The organism is Nonomuraea sp. NPDC048916 (genome assembly GCF_040649575.1).
Classification (GTDB): Bacteria; Actinomycetota; Actinomycetes; order Streptosporangiales; family Streptosporangiaceae; genus Nonomuraea.
This window is the reverse complement of the sequence record NZ_JBEZFS010000020.1, coordinates 20232-42069: the sequence shown is the minus strand read 5'-3', so window position 1 is coordinate 42069 and position 21838 is coordinate 20232. Positions and strand designations below refer to the sequence as shown.

Sequence of the window (21838 nt, the reverse complement as noted above, 5' to 3'; positions counted from 1 at the left end):
ACGACGGGGGACGCACGGCGGCAGCGTACCTTTCCTGGTCACTGTCCCGCGCGCGTCCGCACCGGAGACGCGGCGGAGCCCGTCGGAGGAATCTTCTTGCTCTTGATGGCGAACGTCATCACATCCTTGAACACGGGGGCCGCCAGTTGCCCGCCGAAGTGACCGTTCTTCGGGTTCTGCAGCACCGAGAGCACCACCAGCCGGGGCGCGTCGGCGGGGCTGAAGCCCACGAAGGAGGCCGTGTAGCCGTCGTAGCGGCCGAGTTGCTGATCGTAGCGGTCCGCGGTGCCGGTCTTGCCCGCCACCCGGTAGCCGGGGATGGCGGCCAGCTCACCGGTGCCCTCGGCGCTCACCGCGAGCTCGAGCATCTCCGTGATCTCCTTGGCGGTCTTCTCGCTCACCACCCTGGTCTGCTTCCCGGGCGGTGAGGCGACGAACCTGCCCGAGTCGTCGGTGCGGCCCGCGACGATCTGGGGCTCGATCTTGACGCCGCCGTTGGCGATGGTCTGGTAGACGCTGGCCATCTGCAGCGCGGTCACCGACACACCCTGGCCGTAGGCGACCGTGCAGCTCTGGCTGCCCGACCACTTGCGGTAGTCGGGCAGCAGCCCCGCCTCCTCGCCCGGCACGCCGCCGCCCGGTTTCGCGCCGAAGCCGAAGGCCCTGAGCATCCGGTAGAGGCGCTCGCTGCCGACGTCGCGGGCCGCCATGATCGTGGCGACGTTGCTCGACTTGGCCATGGCCTCGCGGAAGGTCATCTTCTCCGGCGGGTGCGGGTGTGCGTCGTGCAGCACCCGGTCGGCGCACTTGATGTTGTCCTTGACCTGGAAGACGGTGTCGGGGGCGACCGTCCCGGCCTCCAGGGCGGCCGCCGCGGTGATCACCTTGTTGGTGCTTCCGGGCTCGAACACGTCGGCGGCGGCCTTGTTGACGTAGCGGCTCGAGGGGCTCTTGCGCCAGTTGTTCAGGTCGAGCTCGGGTGAGTTGGCCATGGCGATGACCTGCGCCGTGCGAACGTCCATGACGATGACGGCGCCGCTGCTCGCGCCCGACGCCTCGGTCTGCTCGGCGATGGCCTGCTGGGCCGCCCACTGGATGTCGCGGTCGATGGTCAGCCGCAGGTCTCGCCCGTCGACGGGGGCGGTGCGCTGGCTACTGGTCATCGGGATGCGCTGGAGGTCGCGGCCCGTCTCGACGCGCTGCTTGCCGTCGCGTCCGGCCAGCAGGGAGTCGGCAGTGCCCTCGATGCCGGCCAGGCCCTTCTCCTCGTCGCCGACGAAGCCGATGAGGCTGCCCGCCAGGTCGCCCGCCGGATAGACGCGGCGGTAGGTCTTCTTCGTGGTCAGCGCGGGCACGCGCGCCTTGAGCAGAGCGGTCGCGGTGACCGGGTCGACGTCGCGGGCCAGCAGTTGGTATTGGGTGTCGGTGCGGGCCAGCTTGGCGGCCATCTCCTGCTGGGGCTTGCCGAGCTGCGTGGCGAGGATCGCGGCGACGTTGGCCCTGGCGGCGGCCGGCACCTTGGTGGGGTCGATGGCGACCTCGCGCGCCTCCAGGGTGACGGCCAGGGCGTGACCGTTGACGTCGGTGATCGTGCCGCGCTTGGCCGGGATGTCCTCGGTGTGCAGGCGCTGGCGGACCGCGGCGGCCTCGTAGACCTTGGAGTCGAGGCCCTGCATCTGGATCAGCCGCCCGGCGAAGATCGACAGGATGAACGTCATGCCGATCAGGCCGATGTTGATCCTCCGGCGCGGGCTGCCCAGGCGCAGGATGAGCGGCGGCCTGGGGGGCCGTGGCGGTGCGGGTGGCCGGCGTGGCGGCCGCGGGGGGCCGCCACCGCGCCACGGCGGGCGCCGGTCGCCCCCGGGCGCGCCCTGGGCCCGCCCGCGCGGACCGCCGGAGCCTTCCTGAGCGGAACGGCTCCGCGCGCTCTCGGTGTCGTGCCGGGCGCGCGACCGCTCCGGCCCGTCCTGCCGGGTCCGTCCGCGCGAGGCGTCGTCGTCAGGGCGGGGACGGCCGCGCGAGCCGGGAGCGTCATCCGAGCGGGAACCACCGCGCGGACCGGCGGCGTCATCCGAGCGGGACCGGCCGCGGGAGCCCGCCGCGGCGTCCGGGCGGCCACGACCGTCCCGGGTGCGGTTCGGGGGGGCGTCGTCCTGGCGGGCCTGCGGGCGGTCGTCGCGTCCCTGGGCGGCGCGATCCCTGGCGCGGTCGGACCCGTCGCGGGCCCCTCTTCGGGAGTCGTCGGGACGGGGGCGCCGGCCGTCGGAGGGATCCTGGGGTGGCCGGTTGCGGTCGGCCGGGCCCGTGCCGAAGGGCAGGTCGAAGGGGTCGGGCCGTTTCCTGGGATCACGCGGGGTGTCGGACGGCGGCCGGCCCGCCCCCTCCGAGCGAGCCGACCCGCCGCCCTGGCGGCCGGTCCGTCCGGGGCCTCCCGGCGTACGGCGAGCGGCGCCGGGCCCTCCCTGAGAGCCAGCGCCGCCGGCGCCGCGGCCGGGACCCTGACCCCTGCCGCCTGTCTCCCTCACCTCTCCTGGCCCACCCGGTCAGCGTCGTCGGCGGCGCCGCGCAAGGGGTTGACGTCCTTCCAGTCGCGGCCGAGACCCTGCCGCTCGGCCCCCTCGGAGAGGGCGCCGGGCTGCGTCAGCTTCTGGATCTCCTGCGCGACCTGCTCGTTCTGCAGGCGCGCGGTGGCGATCTCCTCGCGCAGCGTGGTCGCGGTGATCGAGTCTTGGGCGAGCACGGTGTTGAGCAGCAGCAGGCTCACCAGGCCGCCGCAGAGCAACGCGAGAACCAGCAGCACGAACGGAGCGTGCTGACGCCGCCGCGAGGGCTGCCGGTTGACCGCGGGCCGGGCCGGACGCGCCTCGGGCATGGGCGCGTCGGCGGCCGGGCGCGGCCGCGGGATGGGCTTGGACTGCTGCGGCACACCGGGCCTGCGCCGGGTCTTGGGCCCAGTCGTGGGCATGGCGCCGCGGACGGGCGCGCCCCGCCTGGTCTCCTGCTCAGTCCTGGTCGTCAACACGGATCCTCTCTGCCGCCCTTAGCCGGGCCGAGGCCGCCCGCGGGTTGCGGGCCACCTCCTCTTCACTCGGGAGCTCGGCTCCCCTCGTCACCAGGCGGAACCGCGGCTGGTGGGCCGGCAGCGGGACGGGCAGCCCGGGCGGGCTGGTGTCCTTGGTTCGCGCCGTGAGGACCTGCTTGGTCAGCCGGTCCTCAAGGGAGTGGTAGGAGAGCACGACGACTCGCCCACCGAGCGCGAGCGCGTCGAGGGCCGCGGGAAGTGCCGCCTCCAGGGCGGCGAGCTCCGCGTTCACCTCGATGCGCAGCGCCTGGAAAGTCCTCTTGGCGGGGTTGCCCCCAGTGCGCCGGGTAGCGGCGGGAATCGCCTGACGAACGATCTCCGCGAGCCGCTTAGTCGACGTTATGGCCTCCTTGGCCCTTTCCTTGATGATTAGGCCAGCGACACGCGGTGCGAACCGTTCCTCTCCGTAATCGCGGAGGATGCGCGTTAGCTCCGCAGCGGAGTAGGTATTGACCACCTTCTCTGCCGTGAGCTCCTGCTCGGTGTCCATCCGCATGTCGAGTGGAGCGTCATAGGAATAGGCGAAACCCCGCTCGGCCTCGTCCAGCTGCGGCGAGGAGACGCCCAGGTCGAACAGCACGCCGTCGACCGTGGCGTGGCCCTCGCGGGCGAGCAGGCTCGCCAGCTGGTCGGAGGAGGCGTGGAGCAGGGTGGTGCGGCTCGCGTAGGGAGCGAGCCTGCGCGTGGCGAAGTCGACCGCGAAAGGGTCGCGGTCGATGCCGATCACGTGAAGTGACGGGTAGCGGGCGAGCAGGGCCTCCGAGTGGCCACCGAGGCCGAGGTTGGCGTCGACGACGACAGGCCGCGCGCCGGTGAGCGCCGGGGCCATCAGCTCCAATACGCGGTCGAGCATGACCGGAACGTGACCGCCCGTGCCTGCGTTTTCGTACATCTCCAACCCCCCTCTCGCGTCCTGCTCGCGGATGACGCGGCCGGTGATCGATCGGCTCTTCCTGGGTCCCCACCCGGCGCCGTCCGGCCAGGTCCCCATCCGCACCCTCTTCGTGGATGCCCGCCATCTGACACCGGGGAAGGTGCATCAGCTGGCCGGCAGTGGTTGCGGGTGGAGACCTCGCCGAACGACATCACCGACGGATCGACCGTGGCTACTACAAGATCCCTGGCAGCACCTCCTCCGACAGATCGGCGAACGCCTGCTCCTGGGCGTTGAGATAGGTGTCCCAGGCTTGGGAGTCCCAGATCTCCAACCGGGTGTTGGCCCCGATCACCACGCAATCGCGCTGCAGGCCGGCGTACTGGCGCAGGCTCTGCGGGATCGTGATGCGCCCCTGCTTGTCAGGAGTCTCGTCGGACGCGCTGGCGAAGAAGACGCGGCTGTAGTCGCGCACCGCCTTGGCGGTGACCGGGGCGGTGCTGAGAGCCTCGGTAATGCGCTGGAACTCCTCCACGGGAAAGACGTAGAGGCATCGCTCCTGGCCTTTGGTGATCACAAGACCCTCCGCCAGCTCCTCACGGTACTTAGCCGGCAGGAACAGCCGTCCCTTGTCGTCGAGACGCGGCTGATGGGTGCCGAGGAACATCGGCCCCACCTCCCGTGCCTCAGTGAATTGCTCAGCGCTGGCGCACCAGGCCCTCCACTGCGCACCACCATACTCCACTTCTCCCCACCGTCAACTGATTCTAGCTCCCCGGATAGCCTCTTCGCGTCACGTTTCTCCAGGTCAGCGCGATGGAGCCGAGTGGAGGGCGGCCGAGGGCACCGCAACCCTCATGGGCGTGTCGAGGGTTGACAAGGCGGTGGAATTGGGCCCCGTGGGGCGGGCGGGAGCTCCCGCGTGGTGGAAAGTGGGGCGATCGACGGACCTGGTTGTCACCAGATTCGCCTCACTATCAGGACAAGAACGCGACATCCGTGGAGTTCGCTGAAAATCCACAAATGTCGCTCCTGAACCCACAGCGTCGTAGGGTCGTACAGACAATGGAAAAGAAAGGCATGGCTCCCGCAACGGCACACCCTCGCGCGGGGCAGCCGTCGCATGTCTCATGGAGGCCCGGTGGCAGTTACCCATGACGTCCCTCATCAACTCGACGAGTTGGTCTCCACCGCCCACCGGATCCGGCAGGCGATCGAGTCCGTGGTCGAGGGCAAGAGCGACGCCGTTCGCCTCACCCTGACGGTCCTGCTCGCCGAAGGGCACCTGCTGATCGAGGACGTGCCCGGAGTCGGCAAGACCATGCTGGCCAAGGCGCTGGCACGGTCCATCGACTGCCCGGTGCGACGCGTGCAGTTCACCCCCGACCTGCTGCCCAGTGACATCACCGGGGTCAGCGCCTACAACCAGCAGACCCGCGAGTTCGAGTTCAAGCCCGGCCCGGTGTTCGCGAACATCGTGGTGGGCGACGAGATCAACCGCGCCTCCCCCAAGACGCAGTCGGCGCTGCTGGAGTGCATGGAGGAGCACCAGGTCACGGTCGACGGCGTGACCTACCGCCTGGACGCGCCGTTCATGGTGATCGCCACCCAGAACCCCATCGAGATGGAGGGGACCTATCCCCTGCCGGAGGCGCAGCGCGACCGCTTCACCGCCAGGGTCGCGATGGGCTACCCCGAGCCGTCGGCGGAGCTGGAGATGCTCGACGTGCACGGGGGCACCTCGCCGCTCGACAAGCTCGAGCCGGTGGCCACGACGGCCGAGGTGCGCGCCCTGATCGAGGCCGTGCGCGGCATCTACGTCTCGCAGGCCGTCAAGAAGTACGCCATCGACCTGGTCGTCGCCACCCGTCACTCCCCCGACCTGCGGCTGGGCGCCTCGCCCCGGTCGACGCTGCAGCTCGTCCGGGCGGCCAGGGCGCACGCCGCGCTGACCGGCCGCGACTACGTCATCCCGGACGACCTGCAGGATCTGGCCGTGCCCGTGCTCGCGCACCGGCTGCTGCCGAGCGTCGAGGCCCAGGGCCAGCGCCGCCTGCCGGAACAGGTGGTGACCGACCTCGTCAGGCGCGTGCCCGTACCGGAGACGCGAGCGTCGTGAGAGCCGGACTTCGGGCGCTCACCTCCCGGGGCAGGTCGTTCCTGGCCTCCGGCATCGCGGCGGCGGTGATGGCGGTCCTGCTCGGCGAGAGCGACCTGCTCAGGATCGGTGTGCTGGTGATGGCGCTGCCTTTACTGGCCGCGATGGTCGTGGCGCGCACCCGATACCGGCTGAGCTGCGCCAGGCGCCTGGACCCGGCCAGGGCCGAGGTGGGCGGCGAGGCCACGGTGACCCTGCGCCTGGAGAACGTCACCCGGCTGCCGACCGGGCTGTTGCTGATCGACGACACCGTCCCCTACGCGCTGGGAGCGCGGCCCCGGTTCGTGCTGGACCGGGTGGAGCCGCGGGGCATCCGCGAGATCGACTACCGGGTCCGCTCCGATCTGCGCGGCCGCTACACGATCGGGCCGCTGTCGATCCGCATCGCCGATCCGTTCGGCCTGGTGGAGCTGACCCGTTCGTTCACGATCAGCGACACGCTGGTGGTGACGCCGCAGGTGGTGGCGCTGCCGCACGTACGGCTGTCGGGCGAGTGGACCGGAGGCGGCGACAGCCGCACCCGGAGCGTGGCCGCGGCGGGCGACGACGACGTGGCGCCGCGCGAGTACCGGCAGGGCGACGACCTGCGCCGGGTGCACTGGCGCTCCACCGCCCGCCACGGCGAGCTGATGGTGCGCCGGGAGGAGCAGCAGTGGCAGAGCCGCGGCGCGCTCCTGCTCGACACGCGCAGGCACGCCCACCGCGGCGAGGGCCCGCGCTCCTCCTTCGAGGTGGCGGTCTCGGCCGCGGCCTCGATCGGCGTGCACCTCGCCCATGAGGGCCTGGGCCTGCGGCTGGTGACCGACCAGGGCGCCGAGCACCTGACGGACACGGGGCTGAGCCGGTCGCTGCTCGACACCCTTGCCGTGGTGCGGCACAGCCCCGCCCGCTCGCTGGAGACCGCGCTGACGGCGCTGCGCCAGGGCGGCGGCGACGGTCTGGTCGTAGCCGTGCTCGGCTCGCTCGAACCGGAGGAGGCCAGGGAGCTGGCGAGGATCCGGCACAGCGGCATGACCGGGGTGGCGGTGCTGCTCGACGTGCACACCTGGGACGGCACCGAGCCGGGCTCCTCCGAGGAATACCAGGCGGTGCAGGGTGTGCTGGCCGGATACGGCTGGCGGATCGTGCGGCTGCCGGCGGGCACCTCGATCGCCTCGGTCTGGCAGGACGCCGCCAATCGCGGCAGATACGCGCTCAGCTCACCGGGAGGTGCGGTATGAGGTTGTCGACCGCCGCCGCAGTGGCCACGTTCTCCTCGGCGATCCTGCTCTACCCGCTCTTCGAGGGCGGCGCGTGGTTCTGGGGTTCGCTGGGCGCGGTGCTCGCGGTGCTGGTCGCCAGCCTGCTGAGCGGGCGCCTGTCGCTGCCCGTGTGGGCGGCGCCGGCGGTCAGCCTGATCGCGCTGTGGATCTACCTGACCGCCTCGTTCGCCTCCGAGGAGGCGTGGGCCCTGCTCGTGCCGACCAAGGAGTCGGTGCTGGAGCTGGCGCGGCTGCTGGCCACCGGCTGGGCGGACGTCCAGCGCTTCGCCGCGCCGGTGCCGGCCAACGAGGGCATCTCGCTGCTCACCACCGGCGGCGTGGGCCTCATCGCGATCATCGTCGACCTGTTCACCGCGCGGATGCGGCGGGCGGCGCTGGCCGGGCTGCCGATGCTGACCCTGGCCATGGTGCCGGCCACGATCCTGACCGAGCCGATCAGCTGGCCCGCGTTCATCGTCGCCGCGCTCGGCTTCACCAGCCTGCTGATCGCCGACGGCCGTGAGCGGGTGGGCCACTGGGGCCGGGCGGTGCTGGTGCGGCGCCCCCGCTCGGTCGTCCCGGACAAGGGGCGGGGCACGGCCGGGCAGGCCGCGGCCGACACGCGGCAACTGCGGCTGTCCGGAAAGCGGATCGGGTTCGCCGCGATCGCGCTGGCCGTGCTCATTCCCGCCGCGCTGCCCGTGATGGAGCCGGTGTCGTTCTTCACCTTCGGCGTGGGCGGCTCGGGGTCGGGCAGCGGCAACTCGATCAGCATCCCCAACCCGATCGCGAACCTGAAGGGCCAGCTGGAGCTGCCCGAGCGGCGGATCGTCCTGTCCTACACCAACAACGACGACACGCCCCGCTACCTCAGGATCTACTCGCTCGACACGTTCGACGGCGATCAGTTCGGCATGACGGAGCCGAAGGGCGCGCCGGACAACCGGACGGAGAACGGCCCGCTGCCGCCTCCGCCCGGCCTCGGCGGGAGCGTCAAGCTCAGCAACGTGGTGACCGACATCCAGATCAGCGACGAGATCGCCAAGCTGTCGTTCCTGCCGCTGCCCTACCCGCCGAGGCAGATCCGGATCGACGGCGACTGGCGCGCGGACGTCAGCACGCTCATGGTCTTCTCCACCCGCGACGAGGCCGCCGGGCTGGAGTACCAGGTGGCCACGAGCGAGCCCGTGCCGACCAGTGAGCTGCTGCGGGCGCTGCCGCAGGCGAGGTCCACGACCGATGCGCGCTACCTGAGGGTGCCGGACGACCTGTCGCCGGACATCAGGGACCTGGCGCAGCGGGTCACCGCGGATGCCGAGACCAGCTACGAGGCCGCGGTGAAGCTGCAGGAGTTCTTCACCAAGACCGGCGACTTCACCTACAGCCTGAAGACGCAGGGGCACGGCAACTCGGCGCTCCGCGACTTCCTGCTGCGCCACCGGGCGGGCTACTGCGAGCAGTTCGCGGCGTCGATGGCGCTGCTGGCCCGGCTCGTCGGCATCCCGTCCCGCGTGGCGATCGGCTACACCGGCGGCACGAAGGTCGGCGACCGGTGGATGGTCGGGACGAACGACTCGCACTCCTGGCCGGAGCTCTACTTCGAGGGCGTGGGCTGGCTGCCGTTCGAGCCCACGCCGACCGGCTCGCTGGGCCAGGGCAGCGCCCGGGTCCCCGACTACACCCAGCCGCCGCCCACCCCCGCCGGCGAGAGCACCGCTCCGACGCCCGGCGCGACCAGCTCCGGTGCGGAGGAGCCGCTCGACCCGCAGAACAGGCAGAACCTCCGCGAGCTCGACCGTGAGGCCGCCCTGGCGACCGGCGGGCTGCCACCGGACGACTCGACGCCGCTGGCCGGCAAGCTCGGCATCGGGGCGGGTGTGCTGCTGATCCTCCTGCTGATCCCGGCCGGCGTCAGGCTGATCACCAGGAGCAGGCGGATCCGGACGCTCGGCTGGAAGGTGTCCGAGCCCTCCGACGAGGTGACCGCCCGGGTGATGGCGGGCCGCCATCCGTCCGTCGCGGCCGCCTGGGCGGAGCTGGACGACGTGCTGTACGACTACGGGATGGCCCGCCAGACCAGCGAGACCCCGCGCGCGCTCGCTCGGCGGCTGACCGAGCAGTACGAGTTCGACTCGGCGTCGGCGGCGTCCGTCGCGGCGATCGCCTCGGCGGTGGAGCGGGCGTTGTACGCGCGGGACGCGGGCGCGGCCGGGCCCCTGAGGCAGGACCTGCGCAACGTACGGCAGGCACTGGCGGCGACGGTGTCACGCGGGAGGCGGGTGCGGGCGGTGCTGCTGCCCCCGTCGACGCTGCGGAGGCTGAGGCTGCTGGGCGAGGGCCTGCTGGACGGGTTCGACCGGCTGGAGAACATCCGGCTGCGCCGGACGGCATCGCAGAGGGGCTCTTGACGGCCTGATCGTTCGTGCGGTCGTTCCTCAGGGAACGACCGCATGAATGACCGGCCCAGGGGGTCAGTGCTCGTCGTGCCGGCGGCGCCAGCGCTCTTCCATGCGCTCCATGAAACTGCCGCGGTTGGCCCGGCGGGCCGGCTTGCCCGGAACGGGTGCGCCGCCGGAGGCCGCGGCGGTGTCACCGAACCCGTTCATGCGTTTCCAACTGGACAGGCCCCACAGACACGCGGCGAGCATGACCACGAAACCGCCGACGCCGAGCGGGATCAAGTTGATCACCACGCCGACCATCAGCAGGACGACACCGAGAGCAAAGCCGATGGAGGCCCTGATCAGGCGACGCTTGTAATGGCTGCGCGGATCACTGATCCTTACGGTGTTGGCCCACTTCGGGTCCTCGGCGTAGAGGGCCTGCTCGATCTGGTCGAGCAAGCGCTGCTCGTGCTCAGAGAGCGGCACGGCGCCTCCCAAGGACGGCCCCAGGACGGGGAAGACGGCAACGGACGACACGGGGTGTCCGAACCTCGCGGTCGGTTATCCCCAGAATACGAGGCTGTAGACGTAGGCGAAAGCAAACGTCCAACGCAGACCAAACCGGAGGTGACGTCATAGCTCCATTGTGGGTCATCTGGGTCACCGGCGCACCACTCCCCCCAAGCCTCCCCACATGTCTCCCCCCACGACATCGGCGTCATGTCTCCATTTCATCAAGTCTCCCGCGGACAAGCGATGCCGGGAGCACCGCATCGGGCCCGAATCTGCGGATCGCCCGGTCCATGGCGCGCTCCGCCTCCCGCCATCCCGTCTCACGCTCACCGAGAGTGAGCTGCCGTGACGCGGAGTCGGCCGGGCGCAGGTTTTCCATCCGGACCCCGACGAGACGCAGGCGCACCCGCTCGAGCCCGGCCGCCTCGAAGAGCTCGCAGGCGGTCGTGTAGATCTCCTGGGCGACGTCGGTCGGCTCCCTGAGAGTGCGGGACCGGTTGATCGTGGAGAAGTCGGCTCGGCGCAGCTTCACACTCACCGTCCTGCCCACGTGACCACTCTTACGCATTCTGGCGGCCACGCGTTCGGACAGGCGCAGCAACTCCCGCTTGATCACTTCGGGGTCGTCGACGTCGGCCGCGAACGTCTCCTCGTTGCCGATGCTCTTGTCGGGCACGTGGGCGGTGACGGGCCGCTCGTCGCGCCCCCAGGCCAGCGCCGCCAGATGGCCGCCCGCGGCCGGCCCCAGCTCGCGCCGCAGGGTGGCCGTCGGCACCCTGGCCAGATCGCCGACGGTGCGGATGCCGAGGCGCACGAGCGCCTGCTCGGTGCGCTCGCCGACGCCCCACAGCGCCGACACGGGCAGCGGATGCAGGAACGCCACCACCTCGCCGGGCGGCACCACAAGCAGGCCGTCGGGTTTGCACTGTTTGGAGGCGAGCTTCGCCACGAACTTACTGCCCGCCACCCCCACCGAGCAGGTGATGCCGTAGCGCTCCAGCACCTGAGCCCTGATCATCGCGGCGATCTCGGCCGGCGAGCCCAGCCTGCGCCGCGCGCCGCCCACGTCGAGGAACGCCTCGTCGGAGGCGATCGGCTCGACCAGCGGGGTGATCGCGTGGAAGATCTCCATGACCCCCCTGGAGACCTCGGAGTATTTGCCGTGGCTGGGCGGGATGATCGTCGCCCGCGGGCACATCCTGCGGGCCCTGCTCATCGGCATCGCGGAGTGCACGCCGTGGGCCCTGGCCTCGTAGGTGGCGCTGAGCACCACGCCGCGCCCGGCGGGCGAGCCCACGATGACCGGGCTCCCCCGCAGCTCCGGCCGGTCGAGCAGCTCGACGCTGGCGAAGAAGGCGTCCATGTCGACGTGCAGGATCGGGCAGCCGCTGTCGTCGGTCCCGGTCTGCGGAGCGGGACCGATGCCTGTGATCTGCTTACGGGACACGCCTTCGAGTCTATCCGAACAGACGTTCTATGACTCTGGGGGAGCGGGCCGGCATGAACTCTCCCTCCGCGCCGCTCAGCTCCGGTGCCCGAGGGCGTGGAGCTGGGTGGCCAGGTCGCGGAGCACGGGGTGGGTGGAAGCGGCCTGTTCGAGGGCCACGAGCGCGTCGGCCGCACCCGGCTCGCCGTCGACCAGGCGGCTGGGCACCAGGTCGGCGAAGATCCGCACGCCGTGGATCTCGCCCACCGCGAACCCGGTCGCGGCCAGCAGCTCGGCCAGGGTCCGCGCGGTGTAGCGGCGCGGTGTGGGATCGCGGTCGCCCCAGCTGCCGCGCGGGTCGGCCAGCACGGCCCTGGCCTCGTCGAAGTGGCCGGCCAGGGCGCGATGGATGGCGCTCGCCACCGGGTTGGCGGCCAGCACGCTCACCGTGCCGCCCCTGCGCAGCAGGCCCGCCACGGCGGTCAGCGCGCTGATCGGGTCTTCGACGTATTCCAGCACGCTGTGGCAGAGCACCAGGTCGGCGCTGTCGCGGTCGAGCAGGTCGCCCAGATCGGCCGCGTCGCCCTGCAGCGCGCGCACGCCCACGCCCTTCTCCTTGGCCCGGCGCTCCAGCGCGGCCAGCGAGTCGGGGCTCGGATCGACCACGGTGACGGTGTGGCCCAGCTCGGCCAGCGGCACGGCGAACCCTCCGGTGCCACCGCCCGCGTCGACGATGTCGAGCCGGTCACGCCCAGCGGCCCTCGTCAGAGCGGCCAGCTCGGCCCGCAGCGCGTCCCAGACGACGGCGGTCCGCACCGCCGGGGTCCTCGTGACGCCTTCAGCACGCAACGTGGGCTCGCCTCCCTCATCGTCCTCGAACCCGACCCAGCCTACGCTCTGCGCGGGCTCCACATGCCTGCCGGGGCGAAGCCGTCGCCGGACGGCCCGGGTATGGGAGCGATGTTGCCGAGGCCAAGGTTGTCGCGAGGACCGTGACTGCGCCCTCCGGCGGGGAACACCACTCGTCCATCATGTCGTCGAACCCGAAACGAGCCGGAGGTCTCCTCATTGCCCTCCTCCCCCTCGTAACGAGGGGGGTTCCCACCCTCACGGGTGAGATTTCCTGCTTCACCGCCGGCCGCCCGCCAGGAAGGAAACTTCCCTTGAGGTCTTACACCAGCTCCACAGGCGTTTCAGCTCTCCGCCAGCCCGGCGGCGAGGATGTTCTTGGCCGCGTTCACGTCCCGGTCATGGGTCGCGCCGCAGGCGCAGGCCCAGGTTCGGACGTTCAGCGGCGTGGAGGGCTGGAGTGTCCCGCAGGCCGAGCACAGCTTGGAGGAGGGAAGCCAGCGGTCCACCACCACAAGCCGCCGCCCGTACCACTGGCTCTTGTACTCGAGCATGCCGCGCAACTCCCGCCAGGAGGCGTCGGAGATGGCGCGGGCCAGGCTGTGGTTCTTGACCAGGTTGTGGACGGTCAGGTCTTCCACGGCGATCGTTTGGTTCTCGCGAACAAGCCGTGTGGTGACCTTGTGCAAGTGGTCGCGTCTGCGGCCGGCGATCCGCGCGTGCACGCGGGCCACCCTCAGCCGGGCCTTGGCCCGATTGTTCGAGCCCTTCTCCTTGCGAGCCAGCGCCCGCTCATGGCGCGGGTTGACGATCTTCTCCCCGGTCGACAACGTGACCAGAGCGGTGATGCCCGCATCCACCCCCACCACCTCTTCTGCCGGGGGCAGCGGGGAGATCTTCTCCTCGACCAGCAGGGACACGAACCAGCGTCCGGCCGCGTCCTTGCTCACGGTCACCGTGGACGGCCGCGCGCCTTCGGGAAGGGGCCGCGACCACACGATGTCCAGCGGCTCGGACATCTTGGCCAGGGTGAGCCTGCCGTCGTGCCAGCGGAAGGCCGAACGGGGGTATTCCGCGCTCAGGCGGGACTTCTTGCGGGACTTGAACACCGGGTATCTGGCCCGCTTGGCGAAGAAGCTCGCGTACGCGGCCTGGAGGTGGCGCAACGCCTGCTGCAGCGGGACGCAGGACACCTCGCCCAGAAAGCTCAGCTCCTCGGTGCGCTTCCAGGCCGTCAGCAGCGCCGAGGATTCCTCGTAGGAGACGCCGCGGCCGTCCAGCCGGTAGGCGCGGGTGCGTTCCTCCAGCGCCTTGTTGTAGACCAGGCGGACGCAGCCGAACGTCCGGGCAAGCTCGAAAGCCTGCTCAGGAGTCGGGTAGAAGCGGTACTTGTAGGCCCGCTTCACGATCTGCGCCACGCCGCACACCGTACTGCAAGATCAGCCTAATATCGAATGGGTGTTCGATTTTGCCGGATTGTTCCGGCTTTCCTCCCCGCCCTGAAGGACGGGGGCTCTAGCCTCAAGGAGATGCAATGAACGGCAGCACGACCCCGAAGATCGGAAGGTACGGCGTCTTCGCCCCGTTGTCCCGCCAGGAGCCGGACGTGCGGGCCGAGGCCGCCTCGGAGCTGGAGGAGCTCGGGTTCGGCGCGATCTGGGCGGGCAACAGCACCATCGAGGACGCGGCCCCCCTGGTGGCCGCCACCTCCAGGATCGTCGTGGTCACCGGCATCCAGGGCATCTGGCACTACGACGCCCCCCACACCGCCGAGCGCTGCGCCGAGCTGGAGACCACCCATCCCGGGCGCTTCCTGCTGGGCCTGGGCGTCAGCCATCCAGAGTTCATCGAGGGCTACCAGCGCCCGTACACCGCCATGAACGACTATCTCGACGCGCTGGACGCCGCGCCGGTCCCGGTGCCGCGCGAGCGCCGGGTGCTGGCCGCGCTGGGCCCGAGGATGCTGAGGCTGTCGCGTGACCGGGCGGCCGGCGCCTTCCCCTACCTCGTCACCGTCGAGCAGGTGGCGGCGGCCAGGCAGATCCTCGGTGACGGGCCGCTGCTCACTCCCGAGCTGGGCATCGTGCTGAAGACCGACCCCGACCGGGCCCGCACGCTGGCCCGGGGGGCCCTGCAGCCGTATCTGCAGCTGACCAACTACGCCGACAACTGGCTGCGCGGCGGATTCGCCGAGGACGACCTGGCCGACGGCGGCAGCGACCGCCTGGTCGACGCGCTCTTCGCCTGGGGCGACGACGAGCGGATCCGGGCCCGCATCGAGGCCTTCCAGGCGGCCGGCGCCGACCATGTGGTGCTGCAGAGCATCAGCCGGCACGGCCCGGCCCGGCCACCGCGCGAGGACTGGCGGCGGCTCGCCCGGCTCCTCCGCTGAGAGAGCGTGGCTAGAGCGTGAGACTGGGCTTGAGCTGCTTGAAGCGGGCCAGCAGCCCGTTGACGAACTGGGGCGACTCGTCGGTCGACAGCTCTGAGGCCAGGTGCACCCACTCGCTGATGACCACGCCCTCGGGCACGTCGGGCATCCACAGCAGCTCGTAGGTGCCGCCGCGCAGCAGGTTGCGGTCGACGGCGGGCATGCGGTCGAGGGTCCAGCTCTCGGAATAGGTGGTGATCAGCTCGTCGATGCGGGCGCGGTGCCGGACGACGCCCTCGACGAGGGCCGAGGTGTATTCGTTGACCGGGGGGTCCTGCCGTTCGACGCGCTCGGCGAGGATGTTCAGGGGATTTTCGCTGCGGAGCTCGGATTCGAAGAGGATGTCGAGCGCCCGCCTGCGTGCTTTGCCGCGTGCCGACACCTCAGGCCCGGCCGAGATATTCGCCGCTGCGGGTGTCGACCTTGACCTTCTCGCCGGTGGTGATGAAGAGCGGCACCTTGATCTCGGCGCCGGTCTCGAGCGTGGCGGGCTTGGTGCCGCCGGTGGAGCGGTCGCCCTGCAGGCCGGGCTCGGTGTTGGAGATGGTCAGCTCGACCGCGGCGGGCAGGTCGACGTAGAGGGCGGAGCCCTCGTTGAACGCGACCGTGGCCAAGGTGTTCTCCAGCATGTAGTTGGCCGCGTCGCCGACGGTGACCGCGGGCACGTTGACCATGTCGTAGGTCTCGGTGTCCATGAAGACGAAGTCGTCGCCGTCCTTGTAGGAATACTGCATCTCGCGCTTGTCGACGTTGGCCACGTCGACCTTCACCCCGGCGTTGAACGTCTTGTCGACGACCTTGCCGGAGAGGACGTTCTTGAGCTTGGTGCGGACGAACGCGCCGCCCTTGCCCGGCTTGACGTGCTGGAACTCCACAACGGCCCAGAGCTCCCCGCCGTCGAGCTTCAGCACCATGCCGTTCTTGAGGTCGTTGGTCGTCGCCACTCGTTTTCTCCCGCGTGTGGCCGCTCTAAAGGGCGAGCAGCTCCTTGGACGTCTTCGTGAGGAGTTCCGGCCCGCCCTCACGTGTCACGAGGGTGTCCTCGATGCGAACGCCGCCCCGCCCGGGGAGGTAGATCCCCGGCTCGACGGTGATCGGAACTCGGTCTTCAAGTCTACCGGTCCGTGAAGGGCCCAGGAACGGCTCCTCGTGGATCGCCAGCCCGACGCCGTGCCCGAGGCCGTGCCTGAAGTGGTCTCCGTGGCCCGCCGCCTGGATCACGGACCGGGCGGCCGCGTCCACCTGGCCGGCCTCCGCCCCTGGTGCGAGCGCCTCGCGGCCGCACCGCTGGGCCTCGGCGACGAGGTCGTAGACCTCGCGCTGCCAGGCCGCGGGCTCGCCGATGGAGACGGTACGGGTCATGTCGGCGTGGTAGCCGTGATAGTTGGCGCCGAAGTCGACGGTGACCAGGTCACCCGCGCGCAGCTGCCTGCCGGTGGGGGCGTGGTGCGGGATGGCGCCGTTCTCGCCGGCCGCGACGATGGTGTCGAAGGCGGGCCGGTCGGCGCCGAGCTCGATCATGCGGGCTTCGAGGAGCCGCGCGACGTCGCGTTCGGTCGCGCCCGGCCTGATGGCCCCGCAGACGTCGGCGAACGCCTGGTCGCTGATCGCGCAGGCGGTGCGGAGCAGCTCCAGCTCGTCCTCGTCCTTGACCGCCCGCAGCCGTTCGACGAGGGGTTCGAGCGGCACCAGCCCCTCGCCCAGGCGGTTGAACGTCGCCACGCTCATGCTCGCGGCCTCGATGCCGACGCCGGGCGCGGCCAGCCTGCCCGCCACGTCGGACGCCTCGACGGCGGGCACGTCCAGCGCGCCCGTCTTGTCGATGTAGCGGTTGTCGGTCGCGAGCAGCGCCGACCCGTCCACCCTGACCAGGACGGCCGCGTTGGAGCTCGACAGGCCTGTGAGGTAGCGCACGTTGACGGCCGACGTGACGAGGAGGGCCTCGACGTCGTGAGCGGGCAGCAGCGCGGCCAGCCGGGCCCGGCGCCCGGAATAGTTGGTCATGGCGTCAATCTACGGGGCGATCCCCGGTGTCCGCCTCCGGGGATCTGACCGGAACCTGACCGGAACCTGACCGAGATCTGACCGGGGATCTACAGGCGCCAGTCCGACAGGAAGTCGGCCAGCGGGCCCGAGGTGGCGACGTCGCCCTTGTCCTGGGCCTTGGCCAGGTCGCGCATGACGTCCCGGAGCTGGTCGCGTCCGGAGTCCTCGCGGCCGTCGGCGAACCTCCTGGCGGCCTTCCTGATCTTGTCGTGGGCCTTGCGCGCGGTTCGCGGCTCGATGCTGCCCATGGCCTCCTGAGCCGTCACGGCCTTGTCGAACTCGCTCAGCCACTTCAGCCAGCCGCCCGGGGGCACGGTGTCGCGGAGGGTGGCCTTGGGATTGGGGGCGCCCGTCTCGCGCAGCGTCGTCACCTCGCTGGGCCCGGTGGTCGGGGTCGGCCTCTCGGCCGGGGCGCTGGAGGCCGGGACGGTCGGGGGCGCGGTGGCGGCCGGCGCGCTGGAGGCGGGCGCGGCCACCGGGGAGCCGCCGGACCCGCCCCACGCCATCATGCCCACGGTGACGGTCACGATGACCGCGACGGCCACGCCGAGCTGGACGAACAGCTTCTTGTTGGACGCGGGCGGCTCACCGGGGAACGCCTCGTAGATGGCGGTGTCGCCGCCGCGCGGGGCCGGGCCCTGATAGGCGGCGGCCATGCCCAGCGGGCTCACGGAGCCTGGCACGGGGCCCGGCATGGAACCGGGCATGGAGCCCGGCATGGGGCCCGGCATGGAACCAGGCATAGAGCCCGACATGCGGCCAGGCATGGAGCCAGGCATGGAGCCAGGCATGGAACCCGACGTGGGGCCAGGCATGGAACCCGACATGGGACCCGACATGGGACCCGACATGGAACCGGGCATGGAACCCGACATGGGACCCGACATGGAACCGGGCATGGAACCCGACATGGGACCCGACATGGAGCCTGTGGGGCCCGTGGGGCCAGGCATGGGACCCGACATGGGCGGGGCTTGGGGCCGGGGCCTGGCGATGGCGGCCAGCGCCCGGCGCACGGCCTCTCCACCCGCGGGGCGCCCGGCGGGGTCACCGGACAGCAGGGCGAGCACCAGCCTGTCCAGCTCGGCGGGCACCTCGGGCCGGTGCCGGCTGGGCGGAACGGGCCCACCGGCCGCCCGAGCCATGCCGGGCCCAGCGGGCCCACCGGACGTACCAGGCCCATCGTGCACGGACGTACCGGACGCGGACGTACCAGGCGCGGACGCACCGGACGCGGACGCACCGGACGCGGACGTACCGGACGCGGACGTACCAGGCGCGTCCGGCGGGGTGGACTCGGGGGGCGCGCCGTCGAACGGCGGGCGTCCGCACAGTAGCTCGTAGCAGACGCAGCCGAGCGCATACAGGTCGGCGGACGCGTCCGCGGCGCGCCCGTCCGCCAGTTCGGGGGCGCGATACCGTACGGCGTCCGCGGCGGGCGGCTGGTCGGCCAGCCCGAACCCCACGACCTTGAGCACCCCGCTGCCGGCCCGCCGGAAGCTGCCGGGGCTCACCTGCCCGTGCACCACCCCGGCCCGGTGCGCGGCGTCGAGCCCGGCCGCGGCCTGCCCGACGAGGTCGCAAACGTCCACGATCTTCAGCGGGCCCCGCGCGGCCAGCTCCTCCCCCAGGCTCTCGCCGGTGAGGAACTCCAGCACGAGGAAGGGCGCCCCGTCACGGTCTCCGACGTCGAGCACCATGGCCACGTTGGGATGGATGACCTTGGCCACGGCCTGGGCGTGGCGCTTGAGCACCTCGCGCGTGGCCGCTCCCGCGGCCTGGGCGCCCAGCAGCTTGACGGCCACGGTCCAGTCGGCGCGCGTGTCGTAGGCGCGCCACACCTCCCCCATCGGCCCGCTGCCGATGAGCTCATCCAGCCGGTACCGGCCGGCGACCAAGGACGGCGCCTCGTCGGACATATCCCCGCCAATAACTTGAGTAACGGCATTTCCGACCCACCATAGGCCCCCCGGCCGGTCAGCCGGGGCCGAGATGGCGGGCGACGGCGGCCGGCATGCGCTCCAGCTCGTCGCGGCCGGGCCTGGGATAGGCCTCGCCGGCCACGACGAGGTTGTGGACCGCGCCGGTGATGAGGAAGCCGTAGGCCCGGGCGTCGACCTCGGCGGAGACGCGGCCGAGCCGCTGCTGCGCGAGCTCCTCGCGGTTGGCGAAGATCTTGTAGGGCAAGGCCCACCGCGCACCCCGCCTCGGCGGCCAGGGAAGGGGCCCCGGAGGGCCCCTGCGGCAGGCGGAACGTCAGGAGGCGAGATCCTTGATCGTCTCGATCAGCTTCACCCGCTCCTCGTGCGTCTTGCCGAACGGCGCGACGTTCAGGGTCGTCACCCCCGACTCCTTCATCGCCTGCACCCGGTCGCGGACGAAGCCCTCGCTGCCGATCAGCGACATCTTCTCCAGCATCTCGCCCGGCACCAGCGCCGCAGCCTCCTGCTTCTTGCCGTCGAGGTAGAGCTCCTGGATCTGCTCCGCCTCCTTCTCGTAGCCGTAGCGCCGGGCGAGGTCGTTGTAGAAGTTGCGGCCCTTGGCGCCCATGCCGCCGATGTACAGGGCCGCCATCGGCCGCCCGAACTCCAGCAGCCCCGACACGTCGTCGCCGATGGCCAGGGACGCCTGGGCGATCACGTCGAGCTCGCCCAGCTCGGGCGCCCGCTTCGCCTTGCCGGCGGCCAGCGACGAGCCCCACACCTCGGCCGCCTTCTCCGGCATGTAGAAGATCGGCTCCCAGCCCTCGGCCAGCTCGGCGGTCAGCTCGACGTTCTTCGGGCCGATGGCCGCGACGACGATCGGGATGCGGGGGCGTACCGGGTGGTTGATGATCTTCAGCGGCTTGCCCAGGCCGGTGCCCTGGCCGGGCGGCAGCGGCAGCGTGTAGTGCTTGCCGGCGTGCTCCACCCGCTCGCGCCGCCACACCTTGCGGCAGATCTCGATGACCTCACGGGTGCGGCCCAGCGGGGCGTTGTACGGCACGCCGTGGAAGCCCTCGATCACCTGCGGCCCCGACGCGCCGATGCCCAGCGTGAAGCGCCCGTCGGAGACGTAGTCGAGGCCCGCCGCGGTCATCGCGAGCAGCGTCGGCGTGCGGGAGTAGATCGGCAGGATGCCGGAGGCGATCTCCAGCCGCTCGGTCTTGGCCGCGATGTAGCCCATCTGGCTGACGGCGTCGAAGCTGTAGGCTTCGGCCACGAAGACGATGTCGAGTCCGGCCTTCTCATAGTCGGCCAGCTCGGCGACCGACTCCTTGAAGCCGCCCGAGTAGTTGAGTGCCATACCGATGCGCATGCCGGGCTCCCGTGAACCGAATGATGTTCCGTTGCGTCGGCAACAGGTTAGCGCGTCGGCGTGTCGGGCAGCGAGCCGCTAGCGTGGATCAAATGCTGAAGCGGGTCGTCATCGTCGTGTCCGCCGTAGTGGCCGTGGCCATGGCGGGGCACCGGCTGATCCCGGTGCTGGGCGGGTTCACTCCGGTGATGGAGAGCCTGCTGCCTTGGCTGGGCGTCGCCGTGCCGCTCCTGGTCGTGGCGGCGCTCGCGGCGCGGTCCAAGGCCGCCACTGTGGCCGCGCTGGTGCCGGGGCTGGTGTGGGCGGCCATGTTCGGCTCGACGCTGCTGCGCACCCCGCCCGGCGGGCGCAGCGACCTGGCGGTCGGCACCGTGAACGTGGGAGTGACCAACAGCGCCTCGGGCGAGGCGGTGCGGTCCATCGCCAAGGATCTCGACCTGCTGGCGGCGCAGGAGCTCACCGTGGGCGGCCCGGCGGCCAAACAGCTCAACAAGATGTTCCGGCATCGCTACACGGTCAGCACGGTCGGCCTGTGGAGCCGCTACCCGATCAGCGACTCGTGGCCGGTCGACGTCGGCCTCGGCTGGCCGCGCGCGCTGCGGGCCGTGGTGACCACCCCGAAGGGCAAGGTCACCGTCTACGTGATGCACCTGGCCTCGGCCCGCCCCGGCCACACCACCTCGCGCGACGCCTCGCTGGCCGCCGCCCGCGAGCTCGTCGACGGCGACTCCAGCAAGCGGATCCTGCTGCTCGGCGACCTCAACACCGCCACCACCGACCGGGGGATGCGGGGGCTGACTCCCCCGTTGTCCGACGCCCAGCAGGAGGCCGGCGACGGTTTCGGCTTCACCTGGCCGTCGTCGTTCCCGATCACCCGGCCCGACCACGTCCTCTACAAGGGGATGACGGCCACCACGGCGGGCGTGGCGCCGGCGACGGGCAGCGACCACCGGGCGGCGGTCGCCTCATTCCGCTTCTAGCAGGTCCAGGTCCTCGGGGGTGTCGATGTCGGCCGGGTCGCCGAGGCCGTCGCACGGCACCTCGGTGACCAGCCCGGGGTGCGCCTTCAGGAAGGGCCGCGCGCCCACGTCGCCCACCGCCAGCTCGGCGACCTCCGCGAAGTGACGGCGCGCGATCAGCACGGGGTTGCGCCGCCGCCCGCCGTAGGTGGCCACGGCCACCTCGGCGCCCGCGGCGACCAGCCGCCGCACCGCCTCCGGGCGGATGAACGGCTGGTCGACCAGCGCGATCACCACCGCCTCCGCCGCCTCGGGCAGCGCGGCCAGGCCGGTGCGCAGCGAGGAGCCCATGCCGGAGGCCCAGTCGGGGTTGCGCACGGTCACGGCGCCGCGCACCTGCACGGTGGCCGCGCCCAGCACGACCACCACCGGGTGGCAGCCGCCCTCCTCGAGCAGCCGCACACCGCGGTCGACCAGCCGCTCTCCCCCGTACGTCACCAGCGCCTTGGGCATGCCGAGCCGGGAACCCTGCCCGGCCGCGAGCAGCAGCCCCGCCACGTGAGGTGTGTTCATGGCCG

At 71.5% G+C, this 21838-nt stretch carries 19 protein-coding genes and 1 pseudogene; 5 read left to right on the top strand and 15 right to left on the bottom strand.

All coding sequences use genetic code 11. From position 1 onward, the window contains the following. Positions 1-38: 38 nt before the first annotated feature. The 4 genes from AB0C16_RS22450 to mraZ all read right to left on the bottom strand — a co-directional run bounded on the left by AB0C16_RS22450 (position 39) and on the right by mraZ (position 4623). Positions 39-2525 carry a penicillin-binding transpeptidase domain-containing protein gene (locus AB0C16_RS22450; RefSeq protein ID WP_357685834.1) on the bottom strand — a complete coding sequence of 829 codons (2487 nt, stop codon included), beginning with the start codon at positions 2523-2525 and terminating at the stop codon, positions 39-41. Next, on the bottom strand, positions 2522-3019 hold the full coding sequence (locus tag AB0C16_RS22445; protein WP_357685833.1) for a hypothetical protein: 498 nt from the start codon (positions 3017-3019) through the stop codon (positions 2522-2524). Before AB0C16_RS22445 ends, AB0C16_RS22450 begins: the two co-directional genes overlap by 4 nt. Next, positions 3003-3974 carry a 16S rRNA (cytosine(1402)-N(4))-methyltransferase RsmH gene (gene rsmH, locus AB0C16_RS22440; RefSeq protein WP_357685832.1) on the bottom strand — a complete coding sequence of 324 codons (972 nt, stop codon included), beginning with the start codon at positions 3972-3974 and terminating at the stop codon, positions 3003-3005. The genes AB0C16_RS22445 and rsmH overlap by 17 nt, the downstream gene beginning before the upstream one ends. A gap of 217 nt (positions 3975-4191) precedes the next feature. Beyond that, a complete protein-coding gene (gene mraZ, locus AB0C16_RS22435) occupies positions 4192-4623 on the bottom strand; it encodes a division/cell wall cluster transcriptional repressor MraZ (RefSeq protein WP_189126655.1) in 432 nt (143 codons plus the stop codon). Between the two features lie 474 nt (positions 4624-5097). Between mraZ and AB0C16_RS22430 the strand changes: the two genes are divergently transcribed. From AB0C16_RS22430 to AB0C16_RS22420, 3 genes are read left to right on the top strand one after another with little or no spacing between them, the layout of a single operon-like run. Next, complete coding sequence (locus tag AB0C16_RS22430) at positions 5098-6075, top strand: MoxR family ATPase (RefSeq protein WP_357685831.1); 978 nt, start codon at positions 5098-5100, stop codon at positions 6073-6075. Continuing rightward, positions 6072-7334: a DUF58 domain-containing protein gene (locus tag AB0C16_RS22425; RefSeq protein ID WP_357685830.1), complete on the top strand. Its 1263-nt coding sequence runs from the start codon at positions 6072-6074 to the stop codon at positions 7332-7334. Before AB0C16_RS22430 ends, AB0C16_RS22425 begins: the two co-directional genes overlap by 4 nt. After that, the gene (locus AB0C16_RS22420; protein ID WP_357685829.1) at positions 7331-9763 is read left to right on the top strand and encodes a transglutaminaseTgpA domain-containing protein; all 2433 of its coding nucleotides are present in this window, start codon (positions 7331-7333) and stop codon (positions 9761-9763) included. The genes AB0C16_RS22425 and AB0C16_RS22420 overlap by 4 nt, the downstream gene beginning before the upstream one ends. Before the next feature lie 63 nt (positions 9764-9826). Here the strand turns inward: AB0C16_RS22420 and AB0C16_RS22415 are convergent, their stop codons facing one another. The 4 genes and pseudogenes from AB0C16_RS22415 to AB0C16_RS22400 all read right to left on the bottom strand — a co-directional run. After that, a complete protein-coding gene (locus AB0C16_RS22415) occupies positions 9827-10225 on the bottom strand; it encodes a DUF3040 domain-containing protein (RefSeq protein ID WP_357685828.1) in 399 nt (132 codons plus the stop codon). 232 nt (positions 10226-10457) lie between these two features. Then, on the bottom strand, positions 10458-11699 hold the full coding sequence (gene dinB / locus AB0C16_RS22410) for a DNA polymerase IV (RefSeq protein WP_357685827.1): 1242 nt from the start codon (positions 11697-11699) through the stop codon (positions 10458-10460). Positions 11700-11774: 75 nt separating this feature from the next. Further along, positions 11775-12494, bottom strand: a complete 720-nt coding sequence (locus tag AB0C16_RS22405) for a methyltransferase domain-containing protein (RefSeq protein WP_357685826.1) — start codon at positions 12492-12494, stop codon at positions 11775-11777. Between the two features lie 304 nt (positions 12495-12798). Then, positions 12799-13945, bottom strand: a pseudogene (locus AB0C16_RS22400) (RNA-guided endonuclease TnpB family protein); the annotation flags it as partial. A gap of 116 nt (positions 13946-14061) precedes the next feature. Between AB0C16_RS22400 and AB0C16_RS22395 the strand changes: the two are divergent. Then, complete coding sequence (locus AB0C16_RS22395) at positions 14062-14919, top strand: LLM class F420-dependent oxidoreductase (protein ID WP_357685825.1); 858 nt, start codon at positions 14062-14064, stop codon at positions 14917-14919. Between the two features lie 10 nt (positions 14920-14929). Here the strand turns inward: AB0C16_RS22395 and nusB are convergent, their stop codons facing one another. From nusB to AB0C16_RS22365, 6 genes are all read right to left on the bottom strand, one after another. After that, a complete protein-coding gene (gene nusB, locus AB0C16_RS22390) occupies positions 14930-15340 on the bottom strand; it encodes a transcription antitermination factor NusB (protein ID WP_357685823.1) in 411 nt (136 codons plus the stop codon). A gap of 1 nt (position 15341) precedes the next feature. Next, positions 15342-15902, bottom strand: a complete 561-nt coding sequence (gene efp, locus AB0C16_RS22385) for an elongation factor P (protein WP_357685821.1) — start codon at positions 15900-15902, stop codon at positions 15342-15344. Between the two features lie 25 nt (positions 15903-15927). After that, complete coding sequence (locus AB0C16_RS22380) at positions 15928-16962, bottom strand: aminopeptidase P family protein (protein WP_357685819.1); 1035 nt, start codon at positions 16960-16962, stop codon at positions 15928-15930. A gap of 89 nt (positions 16963-17051) precedes the next feature. After that, complete coding sequence (locus AB0C16_RS22375) at positions 17052-18923, bottom strand: protein kinase (RefSeq protein WP_357685817.1); 1872 nt, start codon at positions 18921-18923, stop codon at positions 17052-17054. Between the two features lie 58 nt (positions 18924-18981). Continuing rightward, on the bottom strand, positions 18982-19191 hold the full coding sequence (locus AB0C16_RS22370; RefSeq protein ID WP_357685816.1) for a hypothetical protein: 210 nt from the start codon (positions 19189-19191) through the stop codon (positions 18982-18984). A 69-nt stretch (positions 19192-19260) separates the two neighbouring features. Further along, positions 19261-20301 carry an LLM class F420-dependent oxidoreductase gene (locus AB0C16_RS22365; RefSeq protein WP_357685814.1) on the bottom strand — a complete coding sequence of 347 codons (1041 nt, stop codon included), beginning with the start codon at positions 20299-20301 and terminating at the stop codon, positions 19261-19263. A 92-nt stretch (positions 20302-20393) separates the two neighbouring features. Here AB0C16_RS22365 and AB0C16_RS22360 point away from each other — a divergent pair, with 92 nt between their 5' ends. After that, positions 20394-21281 carry an endonuclease/exonuclease/phosphatase family protein gene (locus AB0C16_RS22360; RefSeq protein ID WP_357685812.1) on the top strand — a complete coding sequence of 296 codons (888 nt, stop codon included), beginning with the start codon at positions 20394-20396 and terminating at the stop codon, positions 21279-21281. Here AB0C16_RS22360 and AB0C16_RS22355 read toward each other — a convergent pair. Further along, complete coding sequence (locus tag AB0C16_RS22355; RefSeq protein WP_357685810.1) at positions 21267-21833, bottom strand: nucleotidyltransferase family protein; 567 nt, start codon at positions 21831-21833, stop codon at positions 21267-21269. The two genes, AB0C16_RS22360 and AB0C16_RS22355, sit on opposite strands and share 15 nt — an antisense overlap. Positions 21834-21838: the final 5 nt, after the last annotated feature.

What these genes read in the sequence shown, in the direction of transcription:
- rsmH (WP_357685832.1), bottom strand. Translation starts at nt 3,974, where the DNA reads ATGTACGAAAACGCAGGCACGGGCGGTCACGTTCCGGTCATGCTCGAC.
- mraZ (WP_189126655.1), bottom strand. Translation starts at nt 4,623, where the DNA reads ATGTTCCTCGGCACCCATCAGCCGCGTCTCGACGACAAGGGACGGCTG.
- AB0C16_RS22420 (WP_357685829.1), top strand. Translation starts at nt 7,331, where the DNA reads ATGAGGTTGTCGACCGCCGCCGCAGTGGCCACGTTCTCCTCGGCGATC.
- AB0C16_RS22395 (WP_357685825.1), top strand. Translation starts at nt 14,062, where the DNA reads ATGAACGGCAGCACGACCCCGAAGATCGGAAGGTACGGCGTCTTCGCC.
- AB0C16_RS22380 (WP_357685819.1), bottom strand. Translation starts at nt 16,962, where the DNA reads ATGACCAACTATTCCGGGCGCCGGGCCCGGCTGGCCGCGCTGCTGCCC.
- AB0C16_RS22375 (WP_357685817.1), bottom strand. Translation starts at nt 18,923, where the DNA reads ATGTCCGACGAGGCGCCGTCCTTGGTCGCCGGCCGGTACCGGCTGGAT.
- AB0C16_RS22365 (WP_357685814.1), bottom strand. Translation starts at nt 20,301, where the DNA reads ATGCGCATCGGTATGGCACTCAACTACTCGGGCGGCTTCAAGGAGTCG.
- AB0C16_RS22360 (WP_357685812.1), top strand. Translation starts at nt 20,394, where the DNA reads ATGCTGAAGCGGGTCGTCATCGTCGTGTCCGCCGTAGTGGCCGTGGCC.
- AB0C16_RS22355 (WP_357685810.1), bottom strand. Translation starts at nt 21,833, where the DNA reads ATGAACACACCTCACGTGGCGGGGCTGCTGCTCGCGGCCGGGCAGGGT.